The 20,847-nt window shown below is 63.6% G+C and carries 17 protein-coding genes and 2 pseudogenes; 12 read left to right on the top strand and 7 right to left on the bottom strand.

All coding sequences use genetic code 11. The features are described from left to right. Positions 1-15: 15 nt before the first annotated feature. Positions 16-2,295 (bottom strand): 4Fe-4S binding protein, encoded by a 2,280-nt coding sequence (locus tag AC0NID_RS32145; protein WP_473454399.1) that lies wholly within the window; start codon positions 2,293-2,295, stop codon positions 16-18. Between the two features lie 148 nt (positions 2,296-2,443). Here AC0NID_RS32145 and AC0NID_RS32140 point away from each other — a divergent pair, with 148 nt between their 5' ends. The 3 genes from AC0NID_RS32140 to AC0NID_RS32130 all read left to right on the top strand — a co-directional run bounded on the left by AC0NID_RS32140 (position 2,444) and on the right by AC0NID_RS32130 (position 6,443). After that, entirely contained in the window at positions 2,444-3,379 is a 936-nt protein-coding gene (locus AC0NID_RS32140; protein WP_473454242.1) for a ferritin-like domain-containing protein, read from the top strand. A 197-nt stretch (positions 3,380-3,576) separates the two neighbouring features. Further along, a complete protein-coding gene (locus tag AC0NID_RS32135) occupies positions 3,577-5,352 on the top strand; it encodes a tetratricopeptide repeat protein (protein ID WP_473454398.1) in 1,776 nt (591 codons plus the stop codon). A 146-nt stretch (positions 5,353-5,498) separates the two neighbouring features. Beyond that, the gene (locus tag AC0NID_RS32130) at positions 5,499-6,443 is read left to right on the top strand and encodes a glycine--tRNA ligase subunit alpha (protein ID WP_473454397.1); all 945 of its coding nucleotides are present in this window, start codon (positions 5,499-5,501) and stop codon (positions 6,441-6,443) included. Here the strand turns inward: AC0NID_RS32130 and AC0NID_RS32125 are convergent. After that, entirely contained in the window at positions 6,440-6,622 is a 183-nt protein-coding gene (locus tag AC0NID_RS32125) for a hypothetical protein (RefSeq protein WP_473454241.1), read from the bottom strand. The genes AC0NID_RS32130 and AC0NID_RS32125 overlap by 4 nt on opposite strands. Positions 6,623-6,965: 343 nt before the next feature. On the opposite strand from AC0NID_RS32125, the pseudogene glyS reads away from it, so the two are divergent. The 3 genes and pseudogenes from glyS to AC0NID_RS32110 form a co-directional block, all read left to right on the top strand. Further along, positions 6,966-9,035, top strand: a pseudogene (gene glyS / locus AC0NID_RS32120) (glycine--tRNA ligase subunit beta); the annotation flags it as partial. A 3-nt stretch (positions 9,036-9,038) separates the two neighbouring features. Further along, positions 9,039-9,386: a DALR anticodon-binding domain-containing protein gene (locus AC0NID_RS32115; RefSeq protein WP_473454396.1), complete on the top strand. Its 348-nt coding sequence runs from the start codon at positions 9,039-9,041 to the stop codon at positions 9,384-9,386. Between the two features lie 110 nt (positions 9,387-9,496). Next, complete coding sequence (locus tag AC0NID_RS32110) at positions 9,497-9,844, top strand: ATPase (modular protein) (RefSeq protein ID WP_473454240.1); 348 nt, start codon at positions 9,497-9,499, stop codon at positions 9,842-9,844. 69 nt (positions 9,845-9,913) lie between these two features. On the opposite strand, the gene AC0NID_RS32105 is transcribed toward AC0NID_RS32110, so the two are convergent. Further along, entirely contained in the window at positions 9,914-10,378 is a 465-nt protein-coding gene (locus AC0NID_RS32105) for a hypothetical protein (protein WP_473454239.1), read from the bottom strand. A 162-nt stretch (positions 10,379-10,540) separates the two neighbouring features. Between AC0NID_RS32105 and AC0NID_RS32100 the strand changes: the two genes are divergently transcribed. The 3 genes from AC0NID_RS32100 (at position 10,541) to AC0NID_RS32090 (ending at position 13,701) form a co-directional block, all read left to right on the top strand. After that, positions 10,541-11,512 (top strand): L-threonylcarbamoyladenylate synthase, encoded by a 972-nt coding sequence (locus AC0NID_RS32100; RefSeq protein WP_473454238.1) that lies wholly within the window; start codon positions 10,541-10,543, stop codon positions 11,510-11,512. Between the two features lie 9 nt (positions 11,513-11,521). Continuing rightward, positions 11,522-12,952: an FAD-binding oxidoreductase gene (locus AC0NID_RS32095; protein WP_473454237.1), complete on the top strand. Its 1,431-nt coding sequence runs from the start codon at positions 11,522-11,524 to the stop codon at positions 12,950-12,952. Positions 12,953-13,134: 182 nt separating this feature from the next. Further along, positions 13,135-13,701: a DUF6101 family protein gene (locus AC0NID_RS32090; protein ID WP_473454236.1), complete on the top strand. Its 567-nt coding sequence runs from the start codon at positions 13,135-13,137 to the stop codon at positions 13,699-13,701. Between the two features lie 61 nt (positions 13,702-13,762). Here AC0NID_RS32090 and ubiA read toward each other — a convergent pair whose 3' ends face one another. Further along, positions 13,763-14,746, bottom strand: coding sequence for a 4-hydroxybenzoate octaprenyltransferase (ubiA, locus tag AC0NID_RS32085; RefSeq protein WP_473454235.1), 984 nt, complete (start codon positions 14,744-14,746; stop codon positions 13,763-13,765). 213 nt (positions 14,747-14,959) lie between these two features. On the opposite strand from ubiA, the gene purD reads away from it, so the two are divergent. Further along, complete coding sequence (gene purD, locus AC0NID_RS32080) at positions 14,960-16,237, top strand: phosphoribosylamine--glycine ligase (RefSeq protein WP_473454234.1); 1,278 nt, start codon at positions 14,960-14,962, stop codon at positions 16,235-16,237. Between the two features lie 23 nt (positions 16,238-16,260). On the opposite strand, the gene AC0NID_RS32075 is transcribed toward purD, so the two are convergent. The 3 genes and pseudogenes from AC0NID_RS32075 to AC0NID_RS32065 form a co-directional block, all read right to left on the bottom strand. Further along, on the bottom strand, positions 16,261-17,361 hold the full coding sequence (locus AC0NID_RS32075; protein WP_473454395.1) for a glycoside hydrolase family 25 protein: 1,101 nt from the start codon (positions 17,359-17,361) through the stop codon (positions 16,261-16,263). 240 nt (positions 17,362-17,601) lie between these two features. Next, positions 17,602-17,682, bottom strand: coding sequence for a hypothetical protein (locus tag AC0NID_RS32070; protein WP_474033486.1), 81 nt, complete (start codon positions 17,680-17,682; stop codon positions 17,602-17,604). A gap of 36 nt (positions 17,683-17,718) precedes the next feature. Next, positions 17,719-17,918, bottom strand: a pseudogene (locus tag AC0NID_RS32065) (hypothetical protein). 312 nt (positions 17,919-18,230) lie between these two features. Here AC0NID_RS32065 and AC0NID_RS32060 point away from each other — a divergent pair. Continuing rightward, the gene (locus tag AC0NID_RS32060; protein ID WP_473454233.1) at positions 18,231-20,000 is read left to right on the top strand and encodes an acyl-CoA dehydrogenase; all 1,770 of its coding nucleotides are present in this window, start codon (positions 18,231-18,233) and stop codon (positions 19,998-20,000) included. A gap of 54 nt (positions 20,001-20,054) precedes the next feature. Beyond that, complete coding sequence (locus AC0NID_RS32055) at positions 20,055-20,807, top strand: crotonase/enoyl-CoA hydratase family protein (protein ID WP_473454232.1); 753 nt, start codon at positions 20,055-20,057, stop codon at positions 20,805-20,807. Positions 20,808-20,847: the final 40 nt, after the last annotated feature.

Raw genomic sequence — 20,847 nt, 5'->3', positions numbered from 1 at the left:
TGGTGTTGGGCTTGTTTAAGTCGATGGACCGGCAACCGTTTCCGGTCGTTCGACAGGGATTCCCTTGTGGGAAATGACGGGCTTGGCGGGTCCCTTCGCGCTGGTGGCGGGAGAAGACAGGGCCTGGAATTTTTCGCGCTTGAGACGCACCTGGATCATGTGTGGGCAGCGGTGATCGTCATGGTAGAGTTCTTGGCAATGCATGCAGTAGATGCATTCATTGACGTTGATCTGACCCTCCGGATGGATCGCCTGAACCGGACATTCCTTGGCGCAGCGCTGGCAGGGAGAACCGCATTCGGGCCACCGCTTCAGCCATTCGAACATCCGGATGCGGCCAGGAATGGCGAGCGCTGCGCCCAGCGGACATAGATAGCGGCAGTAGAAGCGTTCGATGAACAGCCCCGCCGCCAAAAGCGTCAGAGCGAAAATGACGAACGGCCACTCGCGGGCGAACTTGAGGACGATGGCAGTCTTGAAGGGCTCGACTTCGGCGAAAACTTCCGCCAGTGCGAGCGAGTAGAACGACAGGCCGAACAGCCCCAGGAAGAGGATGTACTTGATCGGCCATAGCCGTTCGTTAAGGCCGAACGGCACCTTGATCTGGGGCACCTTCAGCCATTGGGCCAGATTGTTGGTCAGTTCCTGAAGAGCGCCGAATGGACAAAGCCAGCCGCAGAACGGACCGCGTCCCCAGAAGAGGAGCCCTACCGCCACCGCCGCCCATAGGATGAAAATGAGAGGCGCTGAGAGGAAGAACTCCCAGTTGAAGCTGGTTATCAGGGAGTTGGTGAAGGTCAGAACGTTGACGACGGAAAGCTGCGCGTTGGCGTACCAGCCGAGCCAGACCAGTGTGAAGAGCAGATAACCACGCCGCACCCAGGTGTAGAGCCGCGGACGCCGCACCAGCCAGTCCTGGAAGAAGAAGATGGCCGTGAGCGCCAGAAGGGCAGCCACCGTGATGCTGATCGACACGGTGTTCATCTCCCAGATGCGCTTCCACAGCTCGTCTTCCTCGGCCTCTGGCTCGCCGGGACTGCCTGCTCCAAGGTCGGCATCGGCTGCCGCAGGCGGTCTGGCTCCAGCCGCGGCAGGTTCCGGCGCCGGCGCCGCCGCCTGATTCACCAGGACATATTGCTCGGGAAGGGAGTAACCCACGTTGAAAGGAAGAGACGCCTTGTCGCGTGCACCGAAGCTGCGCTGGACGAGGAGCTGCAGCTCCCAAGGCTCCGTCACGTTGAAATTGAAATCCTCCGGGACGCTGAAAAGAGCAATCTCGCGAAGCCTCGGCGCGCCCTCCGCGGCGAGATCGCCGATGCGCGCGTGATTCCGGTCGCGGAAGCGGACGCCCCCGCCATCCTGCAGAAGCTCGATGCGGTCGAAAATGCCGCCGCGGACATAGCCGGAGCCCTTGAAGGAGTAAGCCCCATCGCCAGCCACGAGGATCGCCTGCTGTCCGTCTTTCAGCTTCTGTCGCAGGCGCTCGTAACCGCGCTCGCCCAGCAGGCTCACGCCGATCGTGGGGACGCTGACGGGAGCAACGTAGAGTTCGATGAAGAGGTCTTCGGGTTTCCGGCTCTCGGGGCGGTTCGCCGCCTCCGTCTGGCCCGCCTGCCGGAATGCCTGCGTCACCTCACCTACTGTCAGCCGCAAGCTCCGGACCGACCCGTCGCCGACCAGGCTCTGCCAGCCGCGAACCTCCTGCCTCGACAGGTCAAGCGTGCGTGTCGCCACCGACGGCGGCGAGATACCGGCCGCTGCACCGACACCGCCCCCGAGGCGGCCGCTTCGGATCAGCTTGACCGCCGAGCGCACGATGCTGTCGCCCATGACGAGCACTGTCACGGTCGCGCCGCCGACGATGTCGACTTGCGGGTGCCTCTCAGCCCCTGCAGCCACGCCTGCGAGATCCTTGCCGATCAAGGAATTGAGGGCGCCGACAACCCTTTCTTCAGGGATGCCGATGAGAACGATCGGTTCGGAATGCCCGACCAGTTTGAAGCCGCGGATTGTTCCGGTGGGGTCGATGCCGACCAGGATATGGATCGGCTTTCCCGAATACCCAACCGAGCTGGTGAAGTCGGTATTCAGATAGACATATCCCGCCAGTTCGTCGCCCCGATAAACGGGGGTGATGGGCGGATCACCCTGCGGTTGTCCGAAGCGGTCGGCGCCTTGGACTAGCTCATACGGCTGCGCCTTTTGCAGGAGTTCCGCCAGCCTTCCTGCCGCCGAGGCCGGAATTGGACTAGACACGAGGACAATTGCTGCCAACGCAATCGCTATGAAAACGATGACCGAGCGATCGGCACGCCGGACGAGATTGCTGAAGGACCATGTGCTCAAGATTAGCTTCCGATATGCCATGTCTGACGGGGTTCGCACCCGTTCTCGCCCCGACTGAACTACCGCGACTGGTACCTCATTTAACCGGAGCGTCTTTGTGCCAGCGCAAATTAACGGCCTTTCTTTTCTGCTATGGATGCGACCGCAGCAGGCCGGGCAGGAGATTGAAGGCATGTCGCTTCTTAAGTCGGAACCTCTGGCGGCAGTAACGTCGATGGATGAGCTGCTGGCGATCGCCTACGCCATGGAGCAGGAGGCGATCGACGGCTATTCGAAGCTGGCCGACCATATGCGGCAGGAGAACAGGCCGGACATGGTGGCTGTGTTCGAGCAACTGGTCGGCGAGGAAAGCCGGCATCTGGGCAATGTCGTGCACTGGTCCGAAAAGGTCAGCGGCAAGAAGCCCGACCTTTCCAACCTGCAATGGGAACCAACAGATACCTTCGATGACGAGGGGGCGAGTATCGTCGCGCCCGAGTTGCTCAGCGCCTATCGGGCCTTCTCGATGGCTGTGCGCAACGAGGAGAGGGCCTTCCTGTTCTGGACCTATGTGGCGGCGCAGACAGACCAGGATCTGCTGCGGGAAGCCGCCGAGCAGATGGCTCGCGAGGAGCTAGGCCACCTAGCCACCCTTCGCCGCGAAAGACGCCGAGCCTTCCACGCCCGGCAGGATGTGCGGCCGCGCGCGCCCGTCCTCGACCTGCCGGAACTGGAGCTGCAGTTGGCCGCGCATCTCCAGGCAGCGGCCGCTAACGCTTCCGAAGCTGATGCGTCGAGCCTGGAGGACCTTGCACGTCAAGCGCGCGAACGCTCATTCAGCATCGCGCAACAGCCATTCGGCCCTTCACCCCTATTGAGCAATGGGGTCGCGCCGGACGTGTCGCAACGCGCCACGGCACTGTGCGAGCTGCTGCTGGACTGCTATCTCGACTTCGGCGAGCGACTGCTCGACCAGGACAGCCGCAGCCGCGCGCAGCAATTCGCGGCAGGCGCGGTGGAGTGCAGGTCGACGATCCGCGCCGTGATGAAGTGAGGCGGTACTAGGGCGGCAAAGTGGGGTCAACGGTCGCAGTTGGGGCGCGCTTCACCATGCTTTATTAAGCCCCTGACCCGATTGTGAATTTGGGCCGGGTTGAAGCCTGACCCCAAAAAGGCCATGCTTTGCCTGGAAAAGATCGAGTCTACGGCGATCCCGCTGACGCGGACACGGCTTTGACTGAAAGGGATACGATGCGGCAAGGATGTGCGCGCTGGCTGACAGGGCTGGCAATTGTGACGGGCATGGCGATCTCCTGTCTGCCTGCCTACGCCAAAGAGACCCCCGAGCCAGTCAAGATCACATCTTTCTCGGGAGCCTATCTCGCTGCGCGGGTGGCCGAAGGCGACAATGATCTCGACAGCGCCATCGCTTACTACAAGCAGGCGCTCGCCTTCGCTCCCGATGATACCTCGTTGCAGCAGAGCCTGATGCTGTCGCTGATCGCGCAAGGGCGCTTCGAAGAATCGCTGGTCTATGCCGACAAGCTCAAGGAGGTTCCCGACGTCGAGCGGTTTTCGCGCCTGGCGCTGGCCGTCGGCTCTTTTCACAAGAAGGACTTTTCCAAGGCAGAATACTGGCTCAAGCTTTCGCTTGAATCCGATCTCGACCGGCTGATCTCCGGCGTTATGACCGGCTGGGCCAAGCAGGGTGCTGGCGATGCCAGCGAGGCCATGGCCTCCATTGACAAGCTGCAGGGTCCGGACTGGTTCGGACTCTTCAAATCCTTCCATCGCGCGCTGATCGCGGATGCGTCGGGCCTGCCCGAAAAGGCGGATGCGATTTACGCCGCCACCCTCCAGGACACCGCGACCGGGAGCGCCGCACCCGAAACCTGGATGCGCAATGCGCAGGCCTATGCCTCTTTCCTTGCCCGCAAGGGCGACAAGGACAAGGCGCTGTCCGTGCTCGATCAGGCCGAGGCATTTGCTTCCGGCAAGGTGGAGATATCGGCGCTTCGCGACAAGATCACCAACGGTGAGAAGATCGAACCCTTCGTTGTCGGCCCGTCCGACGGCGCTTCGGAAATCCTGCTTGATCTCGCCACCGCGCTCAATCGCGGCGGCGGCGAGCCGTTCGTCCGCCTCTATCTGCAATATGCCCTGGCACTGAAGCCCGACAGCGACGCGGCCCTTGTACAGCTCGCCGCCGTGTCCGAGCAGTTGAAGGACGGCGAGGGCGCCATCGCCCTCTATCGCCGCATTCCGGCCAGTTCGCCGCTGAAAAAGCTTTCGGAACTGCAGCTCGGCCTCAACCTTGCCGATCTCGACCGCCATGACGAGGCCATCGCCCATCTTAAGGCCCTCGTCGAAGCGCATCCCGCCGACATGCGCACCTATCAGGCGCTCGGTGGCGTCTATGCCTCGAAGGAGGATTTCCGCTCCGCGGCCGGTCTCTATGACAAGGCGGTGGCGGTGCTGAAGACCCCGACCCGTGCCGACTGGAACATCTTCTACCAGCGCGGCATCGCCTATGAGCGGCTGAAAGAGTGGCCGAAGGCCGAGCCGAATTTCCGCAAGGCGCTGGAATTGTTCCCCGACCAGCCGCAGGTTCTGAACTATCTGGGCTATTCCTGGGTGGACATGAACATCAACCTCAAGGAGGGCCTTGAGATGATCCAGAAGGCCGTCGACCTCAGGCCGAGCGACGGCTACATCGTCGATTCGCTGGGCTGGGCCTATTTCCGCCTGGGCAGGTTTGAGGACGCCGTGCGCGAAATGGAACGTGCCGTATCGTTGAAGCCGGAAGATCCGGTGCTGAACGATCACCTCGGCGATGCCTATTGGCGCGTCGGCCGCAGGCTGGAGGCAACCTTCCAGTGGAACCAGGCCCGCGACCTGAAGCCGGATCCCGACATCCTCGCCGCCTTGCAGCAGAAACTGCTGAAGGGCCTGCCGCCGATCGAATCCAACACGGCGCAGGAAAGCCCGAAGGTCAAGCCCGAACCGACCCCCGCGCCGAAGGGCTGACCCTTCGCCTTGACGCTTGGCGGGCGGCGCTCTAGAGCCTGATCCCGAACCGAAGGTCAGCGCAGCAAAAAGTTGCAGACTTTTCGGACAAGATCATGCGGCTGATCCAACAGGTGCCCGCATCCCGCCGCTCCGTCGAGGCCGCCGTGACCGTTGATATCCCAGCCCCTATGCATCCCAGCCGCTCGTTTCAGGGGCTGATCCTGACCTTGCACAATTACTGGGCGGACTATGGCTGCATCGTTCTCCAGCCCTACGACATGGAGGTCGGCGCCGGCACCTTCCATCCGGCGACGACGTTGCGCGCGCTCGGGCCAAAGCGCTGGAACGCGGCCTATGTGCAGCCCTCGCGTCGGCCCAAGGACGGGCGCTATGGCGAGAACCCGAACCGGCTGCAGCACTATTACCAGTACCAGGTGATCCTGAAGCCGAACCCGCCCAATCTGCAGGAGCTTTATCTCGGCTCGCTGGCGGCGATCGGCGTCGATCCTTTGTTGCACGACATCCGTTTCGTCGAGGACGACTGGGAAAGCCCGACGCTGGGCGCCTGGGGGCTGGGCTGGGAGTGCTGGTGCGACGGCATGGAAGTGTCGCAATTCACCTATTTCCAGCAGGTCTGTGGCATCGAATGCGCGCCGGTGGCGGGCGAGCTCACCTACGGGCTGGAGCGGCTGGCGATGTATGTGCAGGGCGTCGACAATGTCTACGACCTCAACTTCAACGGTCGCGAGGGCGCCGACAAGGTGACTTATGGCGACGTCTTCCTGCAGGCCGAGCAGGAATATTCGCGCCACAATTTCGAATTCGCCGACACGGCGATATTGCTCCGGCACTTTGACGACGCCGAAGCCGAGTGCAAGGCGCTGCTCGACGCCGGCGCGCCGGCGCCAAGCGACAATCTGGCGATGCACCGGATGGTATTCCCCGCCTATGACCAGTGCATCAAGGCCAGTCACGTCTTCAATCTGCTCGACGCGCGCGGCGTGATTTCCGTCACAGAGCGGCAGAGCTACATCCTGCGGGTGCGCAATCTGGCGAAAGCCTGCGGCGAGGCGTTTCTGCTGACTGAGGCTGGCGGCCTGGCGGCCTAGCCCCTGAGGCCGTTGGCGATTTCGACTGAAGCGCTGGTTGCCAACGCGCTCTCGCCGCTGGAGCCGGCCATTGTCCGCAGCGCTTGTCTAACGCCGGGCATCGTGAACGTGCCATGAGCCTGCGCAGCAAAACAGGCGCTGAGCGCGAGGATCTGGAGGAATGTCGATGCCGTCTTCATGGTCGTTCAGCCAATAGTTCTCTACCTGAGCGTGGGTCGCTTCAGCGCTGCGTTCGGTTCATGGAAATCTTTGACCTAAGGACGGATGGCCTCGCTGCGGCCCGACAGGCAGCGGAATATTTTTGGAAATCGTCGGTAGATGCGCCGATAGCATGGTGAAGGGTGACAGCGGCCAGCCGAGTTGCTATGCCCCGCCCGACCCTTCTCCCGCATGAGCTGACCCTATGCCTGACCTGCTCCTAGAACTCCGCTCCGAGGAAATCCCCGCGCAGCTGCACGCCCGCAGCGCCGCAGGCGCAAGGACGTGCAAAAAAGGAGAAGGCATGCGAGGAGGGAAACTCTAATGCCGGATTTATTGCTCGAACTTCGCTCCGAGGAAATCCCGGCGCGCATGCAGCGCAAGGCTGCCGGCGACCTCAGGAAGATAATGACGGACGGTCTGGTCGAGGCGGGGCTGACTTATGAGGCGGCGCGCGAATATTGGACGCCGCGCCGGTTGGCGCTCGACATTCGCGGCGTGACTGCGCGCTCGAAGGATATCAATGAGGAGATCAAGGGACCCTCGACCAAGGCGCCCGAACAGGCGATCCAGGGCTTTCTGCGCAAGGCCGGTCTTTCCTCGATCGCCGAGGCGCATGTCCATGCCGATCCGAAGAAGGGCGACTTCTACGTCGCCCACATCTCCAAGCCGGGCAGGGCGGCAGAGGCGATCATCGCTGAGCTGGTGCCGGGCATCGTCCGTGGCTTTCCGTGGCCGAAATCGATGCGCTGGGGGCCGGCCTCGGCCAAACCGGGATCCCTGCGCTGGGTGCGGCCGCTGCAATCCATCCTCTGCACCTTCGGCCCGGAGACCGAGGAACCGGTCGTGGTCGATTTCGAGATCGACGGCATCCGCTCGGGCAACGTCACCTACGGTCATCGTTTCCACGCGCCCGGCGCGATCATTGTGCGCCGCTTCGACGACTATGCCGCCAAGCTGGAGGCGGCCAAGGTTGTGCTCGACGCCGATCGGCGCAAGCAGATCATCCTCGCCGACGCCAGCAATCTCGCCTTTGCCAACGGGCTCGATTTGGTCGAGGACGAGGGACTGCTCGAGGAAGTGTCAGGCCTGGTCGAATGGCCTGTCGTGCTGATGGGCGAATTCGAGCAGGACTTTCTCGCCATTCCGGCCGAGGTGATCCGGCTGACCATCCGCGCCAATCAGAAGTGTTTCGTGACGCGGCCGCAGGGCGGCGGCGAAGGGCTTTCCAACCGCTTCATCCTGACCGCCAACATCGAGGCCAAGGATGGCGGCAAGGAGATCGCCCACGGCAACGGCAAGGTGGTGCGTGCCCGCCTGTCCGACGCGCTCTATTTCTGGGAGACCGACCAGGGCGACCTGCCTGATCTCGACCAGTTGCAGGCATCGGCGGGAAAGTTCGGGCTCGACCTCAAAAAGCCGCTCGACCAGCGCATGGCCCGCCTCGACCATCTCAATGTGACGTTCCATGCCAAGCTCGGCACGCAAGGTGAGCGGGTTGAGCGCATTGCCCGGCTGGCCGAAGAGTTGGCGCCGATCGTCGCGAACTCGACCTCCCCCTTGAGGGGGGAGATTACCGCGCTGGCTCGCCGGGCCGCCGTCTTGGCCAAGGCCGATCTCACCACCGAAGTGGTCGGCGAGTTTCCGGAACTGCAGGGCGCCATGGGTCGCAAATACGCACGGCTGCAGGGCGAGCATCCTTCGGTGGCCGCCGCGATTGAGGAACACTACAAGCCGCAGGGACCGTCCGACCGCGTGCCGACCGATCCGGTCTCCATGGCCGTCGCGCTCGCCGACAAGCTTGATACGCTGGTCGGGTTTTGGGCGATCGACGAGAAGCCGACGGGATCGAAGGATCCCTATGCGCTGAGAAGAGCGGCGCTGGGAGTGATCAGGATTCTGGTCGAGAACAAAACTCGATTGAGCATCGTTGGTGTCTCAGAATCTCATGTTCCCTCCATCCATCAGTCCATGAAGAACATTGTCCGCACGATAGGTGAAGGTTTTGCAATAGGGCGAGGAATGCGGGAATTCAGCGGCAAACAGGTCGGCGCTGAAGTGATCGACCTCCTCGCCTTCTTCCACGACCGCCTCAAAGTCTATCTCCGCGACCAGGGTGCGCGGCACGACCTGATCGATGCTGTATTGGCGGCGGGTTTGCGCCCGATCTCCCCCCTTGTGGGGGAGATGTCGGCGAAGCCGACAGAGGGGCGCGCTGTCCCGCCGGCGTCTCAAAGTTCAGCCGAGGAAGGGCGCTCTACGCTGCCCCCCTCTGCCCTGCCGGGCATCTCCCGCGCAAGGGGGGAGATTGGCCAATCACAAAATGACGACCTCCTGCAAATCGTCCGCCGCGTCGAAGCGCTTGGCTCTTTTCTCGACACCGAGGACGGCAGGAACCTGCTCGCCGGCACCAAGCGTGCGGCCAACATCCTGGCCGCCGAGGAGAAAAAGAAAACCACTATCGCAAACACTGTTGAGCCGGCTCTATTCCGCGAAGATGCCGAGAAAGTGCTGTTTGCGGCGGTGAATCAGGCCGAGAAGGAAGCCGGTCAGGCGATTCAGAACGAAGACTTTTCCGCCGCCATGCTGGCGCTTAGCGCTTTGCGCGAACCGGTTGATTCATTCTTTGAACAAGTGCTCGTAAACGACGAGGATCAGGCCGTTCGTGCCAATCGTCTGGCGTTGCTGGCGCGCATCCGGGCAGCGACCGACCAGGTCGCGGATTTTTCGAAGATCGCCGGCTGAGGTCTGGGAGAACAATTTCTTCCAACCGGCGATTCGAGCCGGCTTACAGTCATATGACGATGATCTCTGCGTGGCACAAGGACATGTTCCCCAACCCCACGGAGGCCTCCATGAATTCCGCTCGCGACATCGAAGTGACACAAGAAACTCCCGCCGAGACGCTTGAGTCCGCTTCCGAAACGGTCCTCGACCGGGCCGCTGCTGCCGCGATCAAAGCCGCCGATCTGGCGGACGACGAGGAGGGTGACGACGACGAAAGCGAAGCGACGGGCGAGGAAGGCGCTGTAGGCGACGCTACCCTCTCGGATGACGAGGAGGAAGACGAAGAAGATGACGATGAGGAAGACGACGACAGCGTGAAGGCTGAAGCCCCGGATGCTCACGAAGAGCATACCGGCGAAGAGGAAGAGGTCGACGAGGACTCCACCGACGACGCGGACAACGAGGTCGCGGCCTGAGGTTTTTCAGGCGACGGGATTTTACCTGCTGAACCAGGACGGCGCGCGCGTCGTCCTGACCTCGAACGGTTATTCGGTCTGGTCGATATCGGGAATGGGTGCCGGCTGCGGCGTCTCGGGCTCGCGGTTCGTTGCCGTTGTCTCTTTGTCGGAACTGGAACCGGCCGCAGGTGCTGCGGCAGCGGTGGTCGCGGCAGCTGCGGGGCTGGGGGCAGGGGTTGCGAAGGCGTCGCCGACGATACCGCCGCGAATGATCATCGGGCTTTGCCTGAAATCATGTTTGGGCCTGGGCTGGCTCGGGATCGCGGCAACATTTTCATAAGTGACATCGGGCACCGGTTTGCCGAGCGCCACGATCGATGGCGTCGAGGAGCCGGCCTTTATGCTCTCAGCCGCCTTCGCTGGCTCAGGTGCGCTGAGCGTGACGACGGACGGCGTTGACGTCGATGCTCCGAGGACGACCAAGGACGAAGCCTGCGCTCCGCCCGCCGCCAGAGTGAGACCAAGCGCTCCCACGATACGCACCCAGACCATGACAGTTCCCCTTGCCCAACAGGCTGGCACCATACCGTCCGGGAATTGATGCGGGCTTGCGGGGAAAGACGGCATTTTAACGATCAATCATTCGCCAACGTGCCGGACTTGCCCTCTGAACGTCACCGTACTACGCACCCCGGCAACTGTGAGGTGACGAGAGTGGCTGAGATACTTGCCCCCGGCGAGGCGATGGAGCGGGCGCTGGCGCTGCTCGAAGGCGGCGACGTCGTCGCCATTCCGACGGAAACCGTCTACGGGCTGGCCGGCGATGCCACCAATGGCGCGGGCGTGGCGCGCATCTTCGAGGTCAAAGGCAGGCCGCGCTTCAACCCGCTGATCGCGCATGTCGCCGATCTGGCGATGGCCGAGCGCATCGCGCTGTTCGATCCTCTGTCGAAAAGACTGGCGCTGACGTTCTGGCCGGGACCGCTGACGCTGGTGTTGCCGCAACGGCCCGGCAACGGTATTCATCCGCTGGTCACGGCCGGGTTGGATACGATCGCGCTGCGCATGCCGAAGGGCTTTGGCGGCGAACTGATCGCCAGGCTCGGCCGCCCGCTTGCCGCGCCCAGCGCCAATTCCTCAGGCAAGATCAGCGCCACGACAGCCGAGGCCGTGGCGGCCGATCTCGGTTCGAAAATCAGGCTGGTGGTCGATGGCGGCGCGACGTCGGTCGGGCTCGAATCGACGATCGTCAAGGTCGAGGGCGGAAAGCTGCGGCTGCTGCGGCCGGGCGGCATTGCCGCCGAGGACATCGAAGCCGCCGCCGGCGTGACGCTGTCGCGCGGTGCGGCGGGCATCGAGGCTCCGGGCATGCTCGCCTCGCATTATGCGCCGGGTGCCGCGGTGCGGGTCAACGCCGCAAAAGTGGCAAAGGGCGAAGCCTTGCTGGCGTTCGGCCCCCGCCGTGCCGAAGGCTGGCAAGGCGCTGTCGCCTTGCGCAACCTGTCCGAGGCAGGCGACCTGCGCGAGGCGGCGGCCAATCTCTTCGTCCATATGCAGGATCTCGATCGCAGCGGCGCCAAGACAATCGCCGTCGAGCCTATCCCGTTCGACGGGCTGGGCGAGGCGATCAACGACCGCCTTTCGCGCGCCGCCGCCCCTCGTGACAAGATCGATGCAGGACCGTAGTTTCCACTGATGAACGAAATATCCCCGGACCTAGACCTCGCCCTCATCGACCGCTTTGCAGCCATCGTCGGCGACAAATATGCGCTTCGCGACCAGCAGGATATCGCGCCTTACCTCATTGAGAGGCGCGGTCGTTGGCATGGCAGGACGGCTTTGGTGCTGAGGCCCGGCAGCGTCGACGAGGTCAGCCGCATCATGCGGCTGGCGACCGAGACGGGAACGCCCATCGTGCCGCAAAGCGGCAACACCGGGCTGGTCGGCGGACAGGTGCCGGATACGTCCGGCCGCGAGATCATGCTGTCACTGTCGCGGCTGAACCGCATCCGCGAGATCGACGTCCTGTCCAACACGGCCACCGTCGAGGCCGGCGTCGTCCTGCAGACCCTGCAGGAAGCGGCCGATGCCGCCGACCGGCTGTTTCCGCTTTCGCTTGCCGCGCAAGGCTCCTGTCAGATCGGCGGCAACCTCTCTTCCAATGCCGGCGGCACCGGCGTCCTTGCCTACGGCAATGCGCGTGAGCTCTGCCTCGGCGTCGAAGTGGTGCTGCCGACCGGCGAGGTGTTCGATGACCTGCGCAAGCTGAAGAAGGACAACACTGGTTACGATCTGAAGAACCTGTTTGTCGGAGCGGAGGGCACGCTCGGCGTCATCACCGCCGCCGTGCTCAAGCTTTTCCCCAAGCCCAAGGGGCGCGAGGTGGCCTTTGCGGGCCTGTCGTCGCCGCAGGCGGCGCTGTCTCTGTTCAGCCTGGCGATGGACCGCGCCGGCGCCGCACTCACCGCTTTCGAGCTAATCGGCCAGAGGCCCTACGACTTCACGCTTGCCCACGCGCAAGGCGTCGTGCGGCCGCTGGCCGGGGATTGGCCGTGGTATGTGCTGATGCAGGTCTCCTCGGGCCGCTCGGCGGAGGATGCGAGGGTCCTGATCGAGGAGGTGCTTTCAGCCGGCCTCGAGCAGGAGATCGTCGGTGACGCGGTGATCGCGGCGAGCATCGCCCAGGGCGACGCCTTCTGGAATTTCCGCGAGGTGCTGCCTGACGCGCAGAGGCCCGAAGGCGCCTCGATCAAGCACGACATCTCGGTGCCAGTGGCCTCCATCCCGCAATTCATCGAAAAGGCGGCCGGCGCCGTGCAATCCGTCAGCCCTGGTGCGCGCGAGGTCTGTTTCGGCCACATGGGCGACGGCAATCTCCACTACAACATTTCCCGGCCGGTCGGAGGCGACGACGACGCGTTTCTCTGCCTCTACCAAGCCATGAACCAGGCCGTGCACGACGTCGTGCGCAGCCTTCACGGCTCGATCTCGGCCGAGCACGGTATCGGCCAGTTGAAGCGCGACGAATTGATCGCGACGGCGCCGCCAATGGCGATCGACCTGATGCGCAGGGTGAAGAGGGCCTTCGATCCAGCCGGCATCATGAATCCTGGTAAGGTTATCTGATCCTTTCCACGTCCTGTGCCTGGTCGTATTCCGATAACCATCGCCTGAGGTCAGCAAAATTTAACTGACTTTCTTAAGCGGGGCGGTAAGAAGCCCGCGCTAATGTTTCCCCACAACGAGGCCGGAAAAACCGGCCCGGAGCACCGGAAAACCGGCTCTCAGGAGAAACAGGAAGGCATTACATGAACACTGGACTGAAGCCAGTCTGGGCCGGCCGCAACATGCGCCTCGACCCATTCCGCCTGCCGCAGGTGGTGAGCTACGCCACGCGCGACGACTATGGCGACGTTACCTTCACCATCGACCACCGCGGCGCCGTCATTCGCCGCACGCTGGAGATGAGCGGCGTGCCGGCGATCATCGCCCTGCCCGCCAACGCGTTTCGCGGTGTGGCCGCCCGCGCGATGGAGGATCCGGATGGCAATGTGACGGTGACGCTGGAGCTTCTGCACAATGATCCGATGCTGTCGGTGCCGCTGCTGGTGGCCGACGATCTCGACGATGTCGCCGCGGACTGGCGCGCCTGGGCCGATGCCTACCGTCTGCCGATGCTGCTGATAGAAGCCGACGGCGTCGCCCGCACGCTTGAGGAATCGCTTGGCGCCGCCATCAAGGCGCTTCCGGCGCAGGATCGCCGCAAGGGCCGTGTTTCGAACACGCGCCGACCGCGCTTCCTCGCCCGCCGCAGGGCCGGCGACCTTGGCCTCAGGCTGGTCATCGGCGGCCAGGAGATCATTTCGCGGGAATAGTCCCTGCAGCTCTTCCTTCTCCCGCTTCTTGGCCTTCATGGGCGAGAGGGGAACAAGGCTCCTACACCAGCGGCTTCACCGCCACCCACACCGCGCCGCCGATCAGGCCAAGGAAGATCAGCCAGCCGACCTGGTTGTTCGACCTGAACAGACGCAGGCACTGGTCCGGATCGTCGATGTTCAGCCTTGCTATCTGCCGCGCCATATGGGCGCCGGCGGCGATCAACCCGGCCAGCGCCGGCATCGGCGCCTGCGCCGATGCAAAGGCGATGGCGAAGCACACCAACGCGCCGCCATAAAGGCCGGCAAGCCAGACCCTGGTGTTGTCGCCGAACAGGCGCGCGGTCGAGCCCACGCCGACGATGGCGTCGTCTTCCTTGTCCTGATGCGCATAGATCGTGTCGTAGCCGATCACCCACAGGATCGAGCCGATATAGAGCATGACGGCGGGACCATCGATATCGCCGAACTCGACCGCCCATCCCATCAGCGCACCCCAGGAAAAGGCAAGGCCGAGAACCAGTTGCGGCCAGTTGGTATGCCGCTTCATGAATGGATAGATGGCGACGACGACGAGCGAACAGATGCCGAGCAGGACGGCGAAGCTGTTGAACTGCACAAGCACTGCGAGGCCGACCAAAGCCTGGATGGCGAGAAACGCCCAGGCCTGCCGGCGTGTGACCTTTCCCGAAGGCAGTGGCCGCGAGCGCGTCCGTTCCACCTGGTTGTCGATGTCCTGGTCGACCAGATCGTTGTAGGTGCAGCCGGCGCCGCGCGTGGCGATGGCGCCGATCAGGAACAGTACGAGATACCATGGCGCCGGCAGCAGCGAGAGCAGCGGGTCGCTGGGGCGAGGATAGGCGCTTGCCGCAAGCGCCGCCGACCACCAGCACGGCCACAGCAGCAACTGCCAGCCGATCGGCCGGTCCCATCGCGCGAGCTGCGCATAGGGCCATAGCCAGCGTGGCAGAACGCGGTAGACCCAGTGGCCGCTCGGCGCATCGGCGACGCGGCCCTGGGCCGCTTTCGACTGGACGGTTTCCATTGTGCTGGAGTGGCAGCAGAGGCGGAAAGCGTCAAGCCTCGTCCGCGAGCTATGTGGTTGATGCGGAATGCCGTGGGCGGAAAACACCCCGCGCAGGGCCCTGTCGCCGCACGTTCTCGTGTTCAAGTCGTGTCAAAAACTCCCAAATGTCTTGACCCGTCGTCCGGGGCGCAATAGCGCAGTCCTGATCGAGGAATGGCAAGGGACCTGGGCATGCGTGTTTTGTTGATCGGCTCCGGCGGCCGCGAACATGCCTTGGCCTGGAAGATCGCGGCCTCGCCGCTGCTGACGAAGCTATACGCCGCTCCCGGCAACCCGGGCATCGGCCAGGAAGCCGAGCTGGTGGCGCTCGACATTGCCGATCACGCGGCGGTGGCCCGCTTCTGCACGGAGAAAAAGATCGATCTCGTCGTGGTCGGGCCGGAAGGGCCGCTGGTTGCTGGCATTGCCGACGACCTTCGCGCCGCAGACATTCGCGTCTTCGGCCCGTCCAGGGCGGCGGCGCGGCTGGAAGGCTCGAAGGGTTTCACCAAGGACCTTTGCGCGAAATACGATATACCAACCGCCGCCTATGGCCGTTTCGGCGACCTCGCGTCGGCCAGGGCCTATGTCGAGAGGATGGGCGCGCCGATCGTCATCAAGGCCGATGGACTGGCCGCCGGCAAGGGCGTCACCGTCGCCATGACGTTGGCCGAGGCGCTGGCCGCGCTCGATGCCTGTTTCGAAGGGTCCTTCGGACAGGCCGGTGCGGAGGTGGTGATCGAGGAGTTTCTCGTCGGCGAGGAAGCGAGTTTCTTTTGCCTGTGCGATGGCGCCATCGCGCTGCCGTTCGGCACCGCGCAGGACCATAAGCGCGTCGGTGATGGCGACATCGGCCCGAACACCGGCGGCATGGGCGCTTATTCGCCGGCGCCGGTGATGACGCCGGAGATAATCGAGCGCACCATGCGCGAGATCGTCGAGCCGACCATGCGCGGCATGGCCGAACTTGGCGCGCCATTTTCGGGGGTGCTGTTTGCCGGGCTGATGATATCGGACAAGGGGCCGAAGCTGATCGAATACAACACCCGTTTCGGCGATCCGGAATGCCAGGTGCTGATGATGCGGCTGAAGGATGATCTCCTGGTCCTGCTCAACGCTGCCGCCGATGGCCAGCTTGCGCATACCTCGGTGCGCTGGCGTGACGAGACGGCACTCACCGTGGTGATGGCGGCCAGGGGCTACCCCGGCACGCCGGAAAAGGGCTCGGTCATCCGCGGCGTCGAAACGGCCGCGCGCGACGGCGTCGAGATTTTCCATGCCGGCACCGCCATCAACAGCGGTGCGCTGGTCGCCAATGGCGGCCGCGTGCTCGACGTCACCGCTGTCGGCGGCACGGTCGGCGAGGCGCAGAGACGGGCCTATGCCGCACTCGACCGTATCGATTGGCCGCAAGGCTTCTGCCGCCGCGATATTGGCTGGCAGGCCATCGCGCGCGAGCAGGCGCGCTGACATCTCGAACAGGTTTCCAGATTTCAGCCCCCGTGGTCGAACTCGGTCGAGGCGGTGCTGACCGGATCGCTGGCGACGGGCACAGCTTCAAGAGCTGATGCGGAGCGATTTTCTTTCCGCGTCAAGGCCATATATTCGGCAATTCCGCGCGGAGCGCGTGATGCCGTCTTCACAGCGGGCATCTGAAAGCTGGTGCGGAATTTGGCCCAGCGTGCGCTGAACACGGCGACCATTTCTGCGAAGGACGGCGCTATCGCCACGGTGGCGTAGGTGATGGTGCCACCGGCCAGCCCGGCCTCGCGTGAGAGAGGCACCGGTATCGAGGCGAGGTAATCCGGCTGCACGTCGATCAGCCCGCCGAACGGCCATTGCGCGCGCAGTTTCTCGCCATCCATCGGTGCGACGTTGACATCTATATCGTTTGGCGTGCCCGCGACCCGGTAGGGGCAGCGGAACCGGCCGCAATTGGCTTTCGCCGAAAACTGCCACAGTGCGTAGCCTTGCCAGTTGCCCATTGGAAAATGCACGTCGATGTCGGGCTTGTAGCGCGCGTACCAGAGCGGCAGCCGCGACAGAAGCCGATACTTGTACTTGTTGTCTGCGATGTGCCTGGCGGTCTTGCCGTTGGTGTAGAGCACCGGAAAGCGGCCAAGCCGCCGATGCACATGGCGCACGAATTCCTCGGCATCCTCAAGCGACATCCATTGCGCGGGGTCGTCGTCCTCGATGTCGAGGGCAAGCAGGTCATCCGGCCCGGGTTTCGCGAAATCGATGAAGTTGTTGGCCTGTCCCACAGGGTTGCCGGGGCGGCCGAGATGATAGGCGCCCCATTTCAGGCCGAGCGCCGTGGCCACCACCTTGCGCGTCTGGAACAGTTCCTGTGCCACTGCATGGCGCTTCCACAGCGCCTTGCAGAGCCTCGTCTCGGTCTCGTCGCCAAAACAGAAATAGGCTGGCGGCATCCCGTCGGACGCCTTGTTGATGAAGCCGACGATGCGCTTGTCGGTGATAAGCTTAGCCCAATCGATGGAATTGTATTCGTAGGCGTCGATCACCAGCGCCCGGTCAGGATTCTTCCACGGTCGGGAGAAATCGGAGGCTTTTGCCGCCTGCGCCAGCGCCATCGCGGCGGTGATGGCGAGAAGCGCCAGTGCAGGTCGCCCAAAAGCGCGTAGCGGTTTTGGGATGACGACGTGCACAAACAAAGACTTGAAGCGGCGAAGAGGGTGCGCCGGCGTTTTCAAACGGCAGATCCTTGCTGGCCAAAGCCCGATCCTGAACCGTCATGGTTAAGGAAATGCTTCGAGCCCGGAAGAGGTTGAGTTGGGGGGCGTGCTGCCTGCCTGACAGACGCCACAGCAGCATCAGGCGGCGGGGCCCCAGGCGATCTTGCCGAGAATGGTTTCGATGACGCGGGCGCCCGCCTCGGTCTGGGCAACCGCCAGAGGCGTCTCGCCGCCAACGTTAGGGTTGTCGAGTGATCAAGGAAACGTTTGCGGCAGCGTTCCCTCGGCCTGGCGGTTTGCGGTGATGGCCAGCGAGCATTGGGGCGACACAGAATGCCGCGATCCGACCAATAGGCGGCGCCGTCCTCGATCTTGCCCCGATGGTAGAAAAAACCTGCCGCCCGGTAGGGCAGGCCGCATTCGATGCAGCGATATGCGCCAAGTCTGGCGAGCATGGGCGTCGTTTCCGTTATTTTTTCGGTCGAACCGTCCGGCTTTTTGCCCAACTATAGCGTGCCGCCGGGACCCGACCCGTTCTAAATCCAGCCGCCCTACCGCCAGTGACCCCGGTCGGCGGTGATGCTGGTTGTGAAAAAGGTGCCATGGTTAGAAATCTAGACCCCTGGGCGCCGCAGCAATTGCAAAATCTGCGTGACAAAATTTGACGTTTACGTAAAAAGACGGTGGGAGCATCGGCCCAAAGCGGGTGGTTTTATGCCGGCACGGATCTTAATTTGACCCTGCCGGACAGAGGAGGAACGAGCGGCATGTATCGGGCACCAGTCGAGGAAATCGCCTTCACGCTGAAGCATGTGGCCGGCCTGAAGCCAGCGCTCGACGCCGGCACCTTTGGCGAGCTTGGCGAAGACCTCGTCGACGCCATTCTGGCGGAAGCCGGCCGCTTCGCGACGGAGGAGGTCGCGCCGCTCTACAAGATCGGCGATGAACAAGGCGCGGTGCTGAGCGGCGCCGCCGTCACCACGCCGGCCGGCTGGAAGGAGCTATATCGTCGCTGGATCGACGGCGGCTGGAACGGGCTGTCCGCACCGGAGGAATTTGGCGGCCAGGCGCTGCCGACCATGCTGGGTGTGGCAGCGCTCGAAATGTGGAACTCCGCCGCCATGGCCTTCGGCATCGGCCCGACGCTGACCATGGGCGCGGTCGAAGCACTCGACAAGCACGCCTCGCCGGCGCTGAAGGCGAAATACCTGGAAAAGCTCGTCTCCGGCGAATGGATGGGCACGATGAACCTGACCGAGCCACAGGCGGGCTCGGACCTGAATGCCTTGCGTGCCCGCGCAGAGCCGGCCGGCGACGGCACCTACCGCATCTTTGGGCAAAAAATCTTCATCACCTATGGCGAGCACGATTTCACCGACAACATCATCCATCTGGTGCTGGCGCGGCTGCCGGACGCGCCAGGAGGCACGCGTGGCCTTTCGCTGTTCCTGGTGCCGAAATTCCTGGTCGGCGACGATGGCGCGCTGGGCGCGCGCAACGACGTGTTCTGCTCCGGCCTGGAGCACAAATTGGGCATCCACGCCTCGCCGACCTGCACCATGATATATGGCGATGGTTTCGAGGGGCTGGTGCCAGGCGCAATCGGCTGGCTGATCGGCGAGGAAAACAAGGGCCTCGCCTGCATGTTCACCATGATGAATAACGCGCGGCTGGCCGTCGGCATGCAGGGCGTGGCGGTCGCCGAAACGGCCACGCAGAAGGCGCTCGCCTACGCCAATGACCGCCGGCAGGGCAAGGCTGCAAGCTATGATGGCAATGGCATGGCGCCAATCGTCCATCACCCGGATGTGCAGCGCAATCTCTTGACCATGAAGGCGCTGACCCAGACTGCGCGCGCCATCAGCTATTCCTGTGCCCATGCCATCGACAGTGCGCGTATATCTGCCGGCGATGAAGCCGCCCACTGGCAGGAGCGTGCCAATCTGTTGACGCCGCTGGCCAAGGCCTTCTCCACCGATGTCGGCGTCGAGGTCGCCTCGCTCGGCCTGCAGGTGCATGGCGGCATGGGATTCATCGAGGAGACGGGTGCGGCAGCGCTCTATCGCGATGCGCGCATCGCGCCGATCTACGAAGGCACCAACGGCATCCAGGCGATCGACCTGGTAGTGCGCAAGCTGCCGCTTGGCAGCGGCGAACATGTGCATGGCTACATCGCCGAACTGAAAGCGGTCGCCAATCAGGTGCGGACCTCGAATCTTGAGGGTTTTGGCCGCACCGCCGATGGTTTAGATCAGGCGCTCGACGACCTCGGCCAGGCGACGCGCTTCCTGCAGGGGCGGCTGACCGAGGGGCGCTCGGACGAGGCGCTGGCCGGGGCGACGCCTTATCTGAGGCTGATCTCGCTTGCGGCGGGCGGCGCCTATCTGGCACGCGGCGCGCTTGCCGATCAAAGCCGCATTGCCCTTTGCCGCTTCTTCGCCGAAAACCTGCTTGGCGAGGCGGGCGCACTGAAGGAGCGCGTCATCGGCGGCGCCGAAAGCCTTGCCGCCGCCGGCAAGGCACTGATTTCTGCCTGACCTTTCACGAAGCTTGGCGTTTCACAAGGGCCTGACGTTCACAAAGGATCATCCGTGACAGAGCATATCCTCGTCGAGCGCCAGGGCGCCGTCCAGATCATCCGCATGAACCGCCCGGACAAGAAGAACGCGCTGACGCGCGCCATGTATGCGAGAATGTCCAAAACCCTTGCCGAGGGCGATGCCGATCCGGCGGTCCGCGTCCATGTCTTCCTCGGCGTGCCAGGCGCCTTCTCGTCCGGCAACGACCTTGCCGATTTCATGATCGTGGCGACCGGCGGCGAGGGTGGCACGGAGGTCTGGGATTTCCTGATGGCGCTGGCCAGGGCGGAAAAGCCCATGGTTTCCGGCGTCGACGGCATTGCGGTCGGCATCGGCACCACGCTCAACCTGCATTGCGACCTGACCTTCGCCACGCCGCGCACAGTGTTCCGCACGCCCTTCGTCGATCTCGGCCTGGTGCCCGAGGCGGGGTCGAGCCTGCTTGCGCCGCAAATTCTGGGCCGGCAAGACGCCTTCGCGCTGCTTGGCCTTGGCGAAGGCTTTTCGGCCGAGCGAGCAAAAGCCGCCGGACTGATCTACGCGGTGGTCGAGGAAGAAGCGCTCGAAGCCTCCGTGCTTGCCGCCGCCGGCCAGATCGCGGCCAAGCCGCCGCAGGCGCTGAAGATCGCGCGTGACCTGATGCGCGGTTCGCGCGAGGAGCTTGTTGCCCGCATCGGCCAGGAAAGCAAGCATTTCCGCGAGCGGCTGAAGTCCGACGAGGCCCGCGCCGCCTTGATGGCTTTCATGACCAGGAAGAAGGGATAGGCTGGGCTACTAGGCGTGAGCTTTCAATAGGTGGTCCATC

The sequence above is a fragment of the Mesorhizobium sp. WSM4821 genome (assembly GCF_055901555.1).
This window is presented reverse-complemented; position numbering and strand designations above follow the sequence as displayed.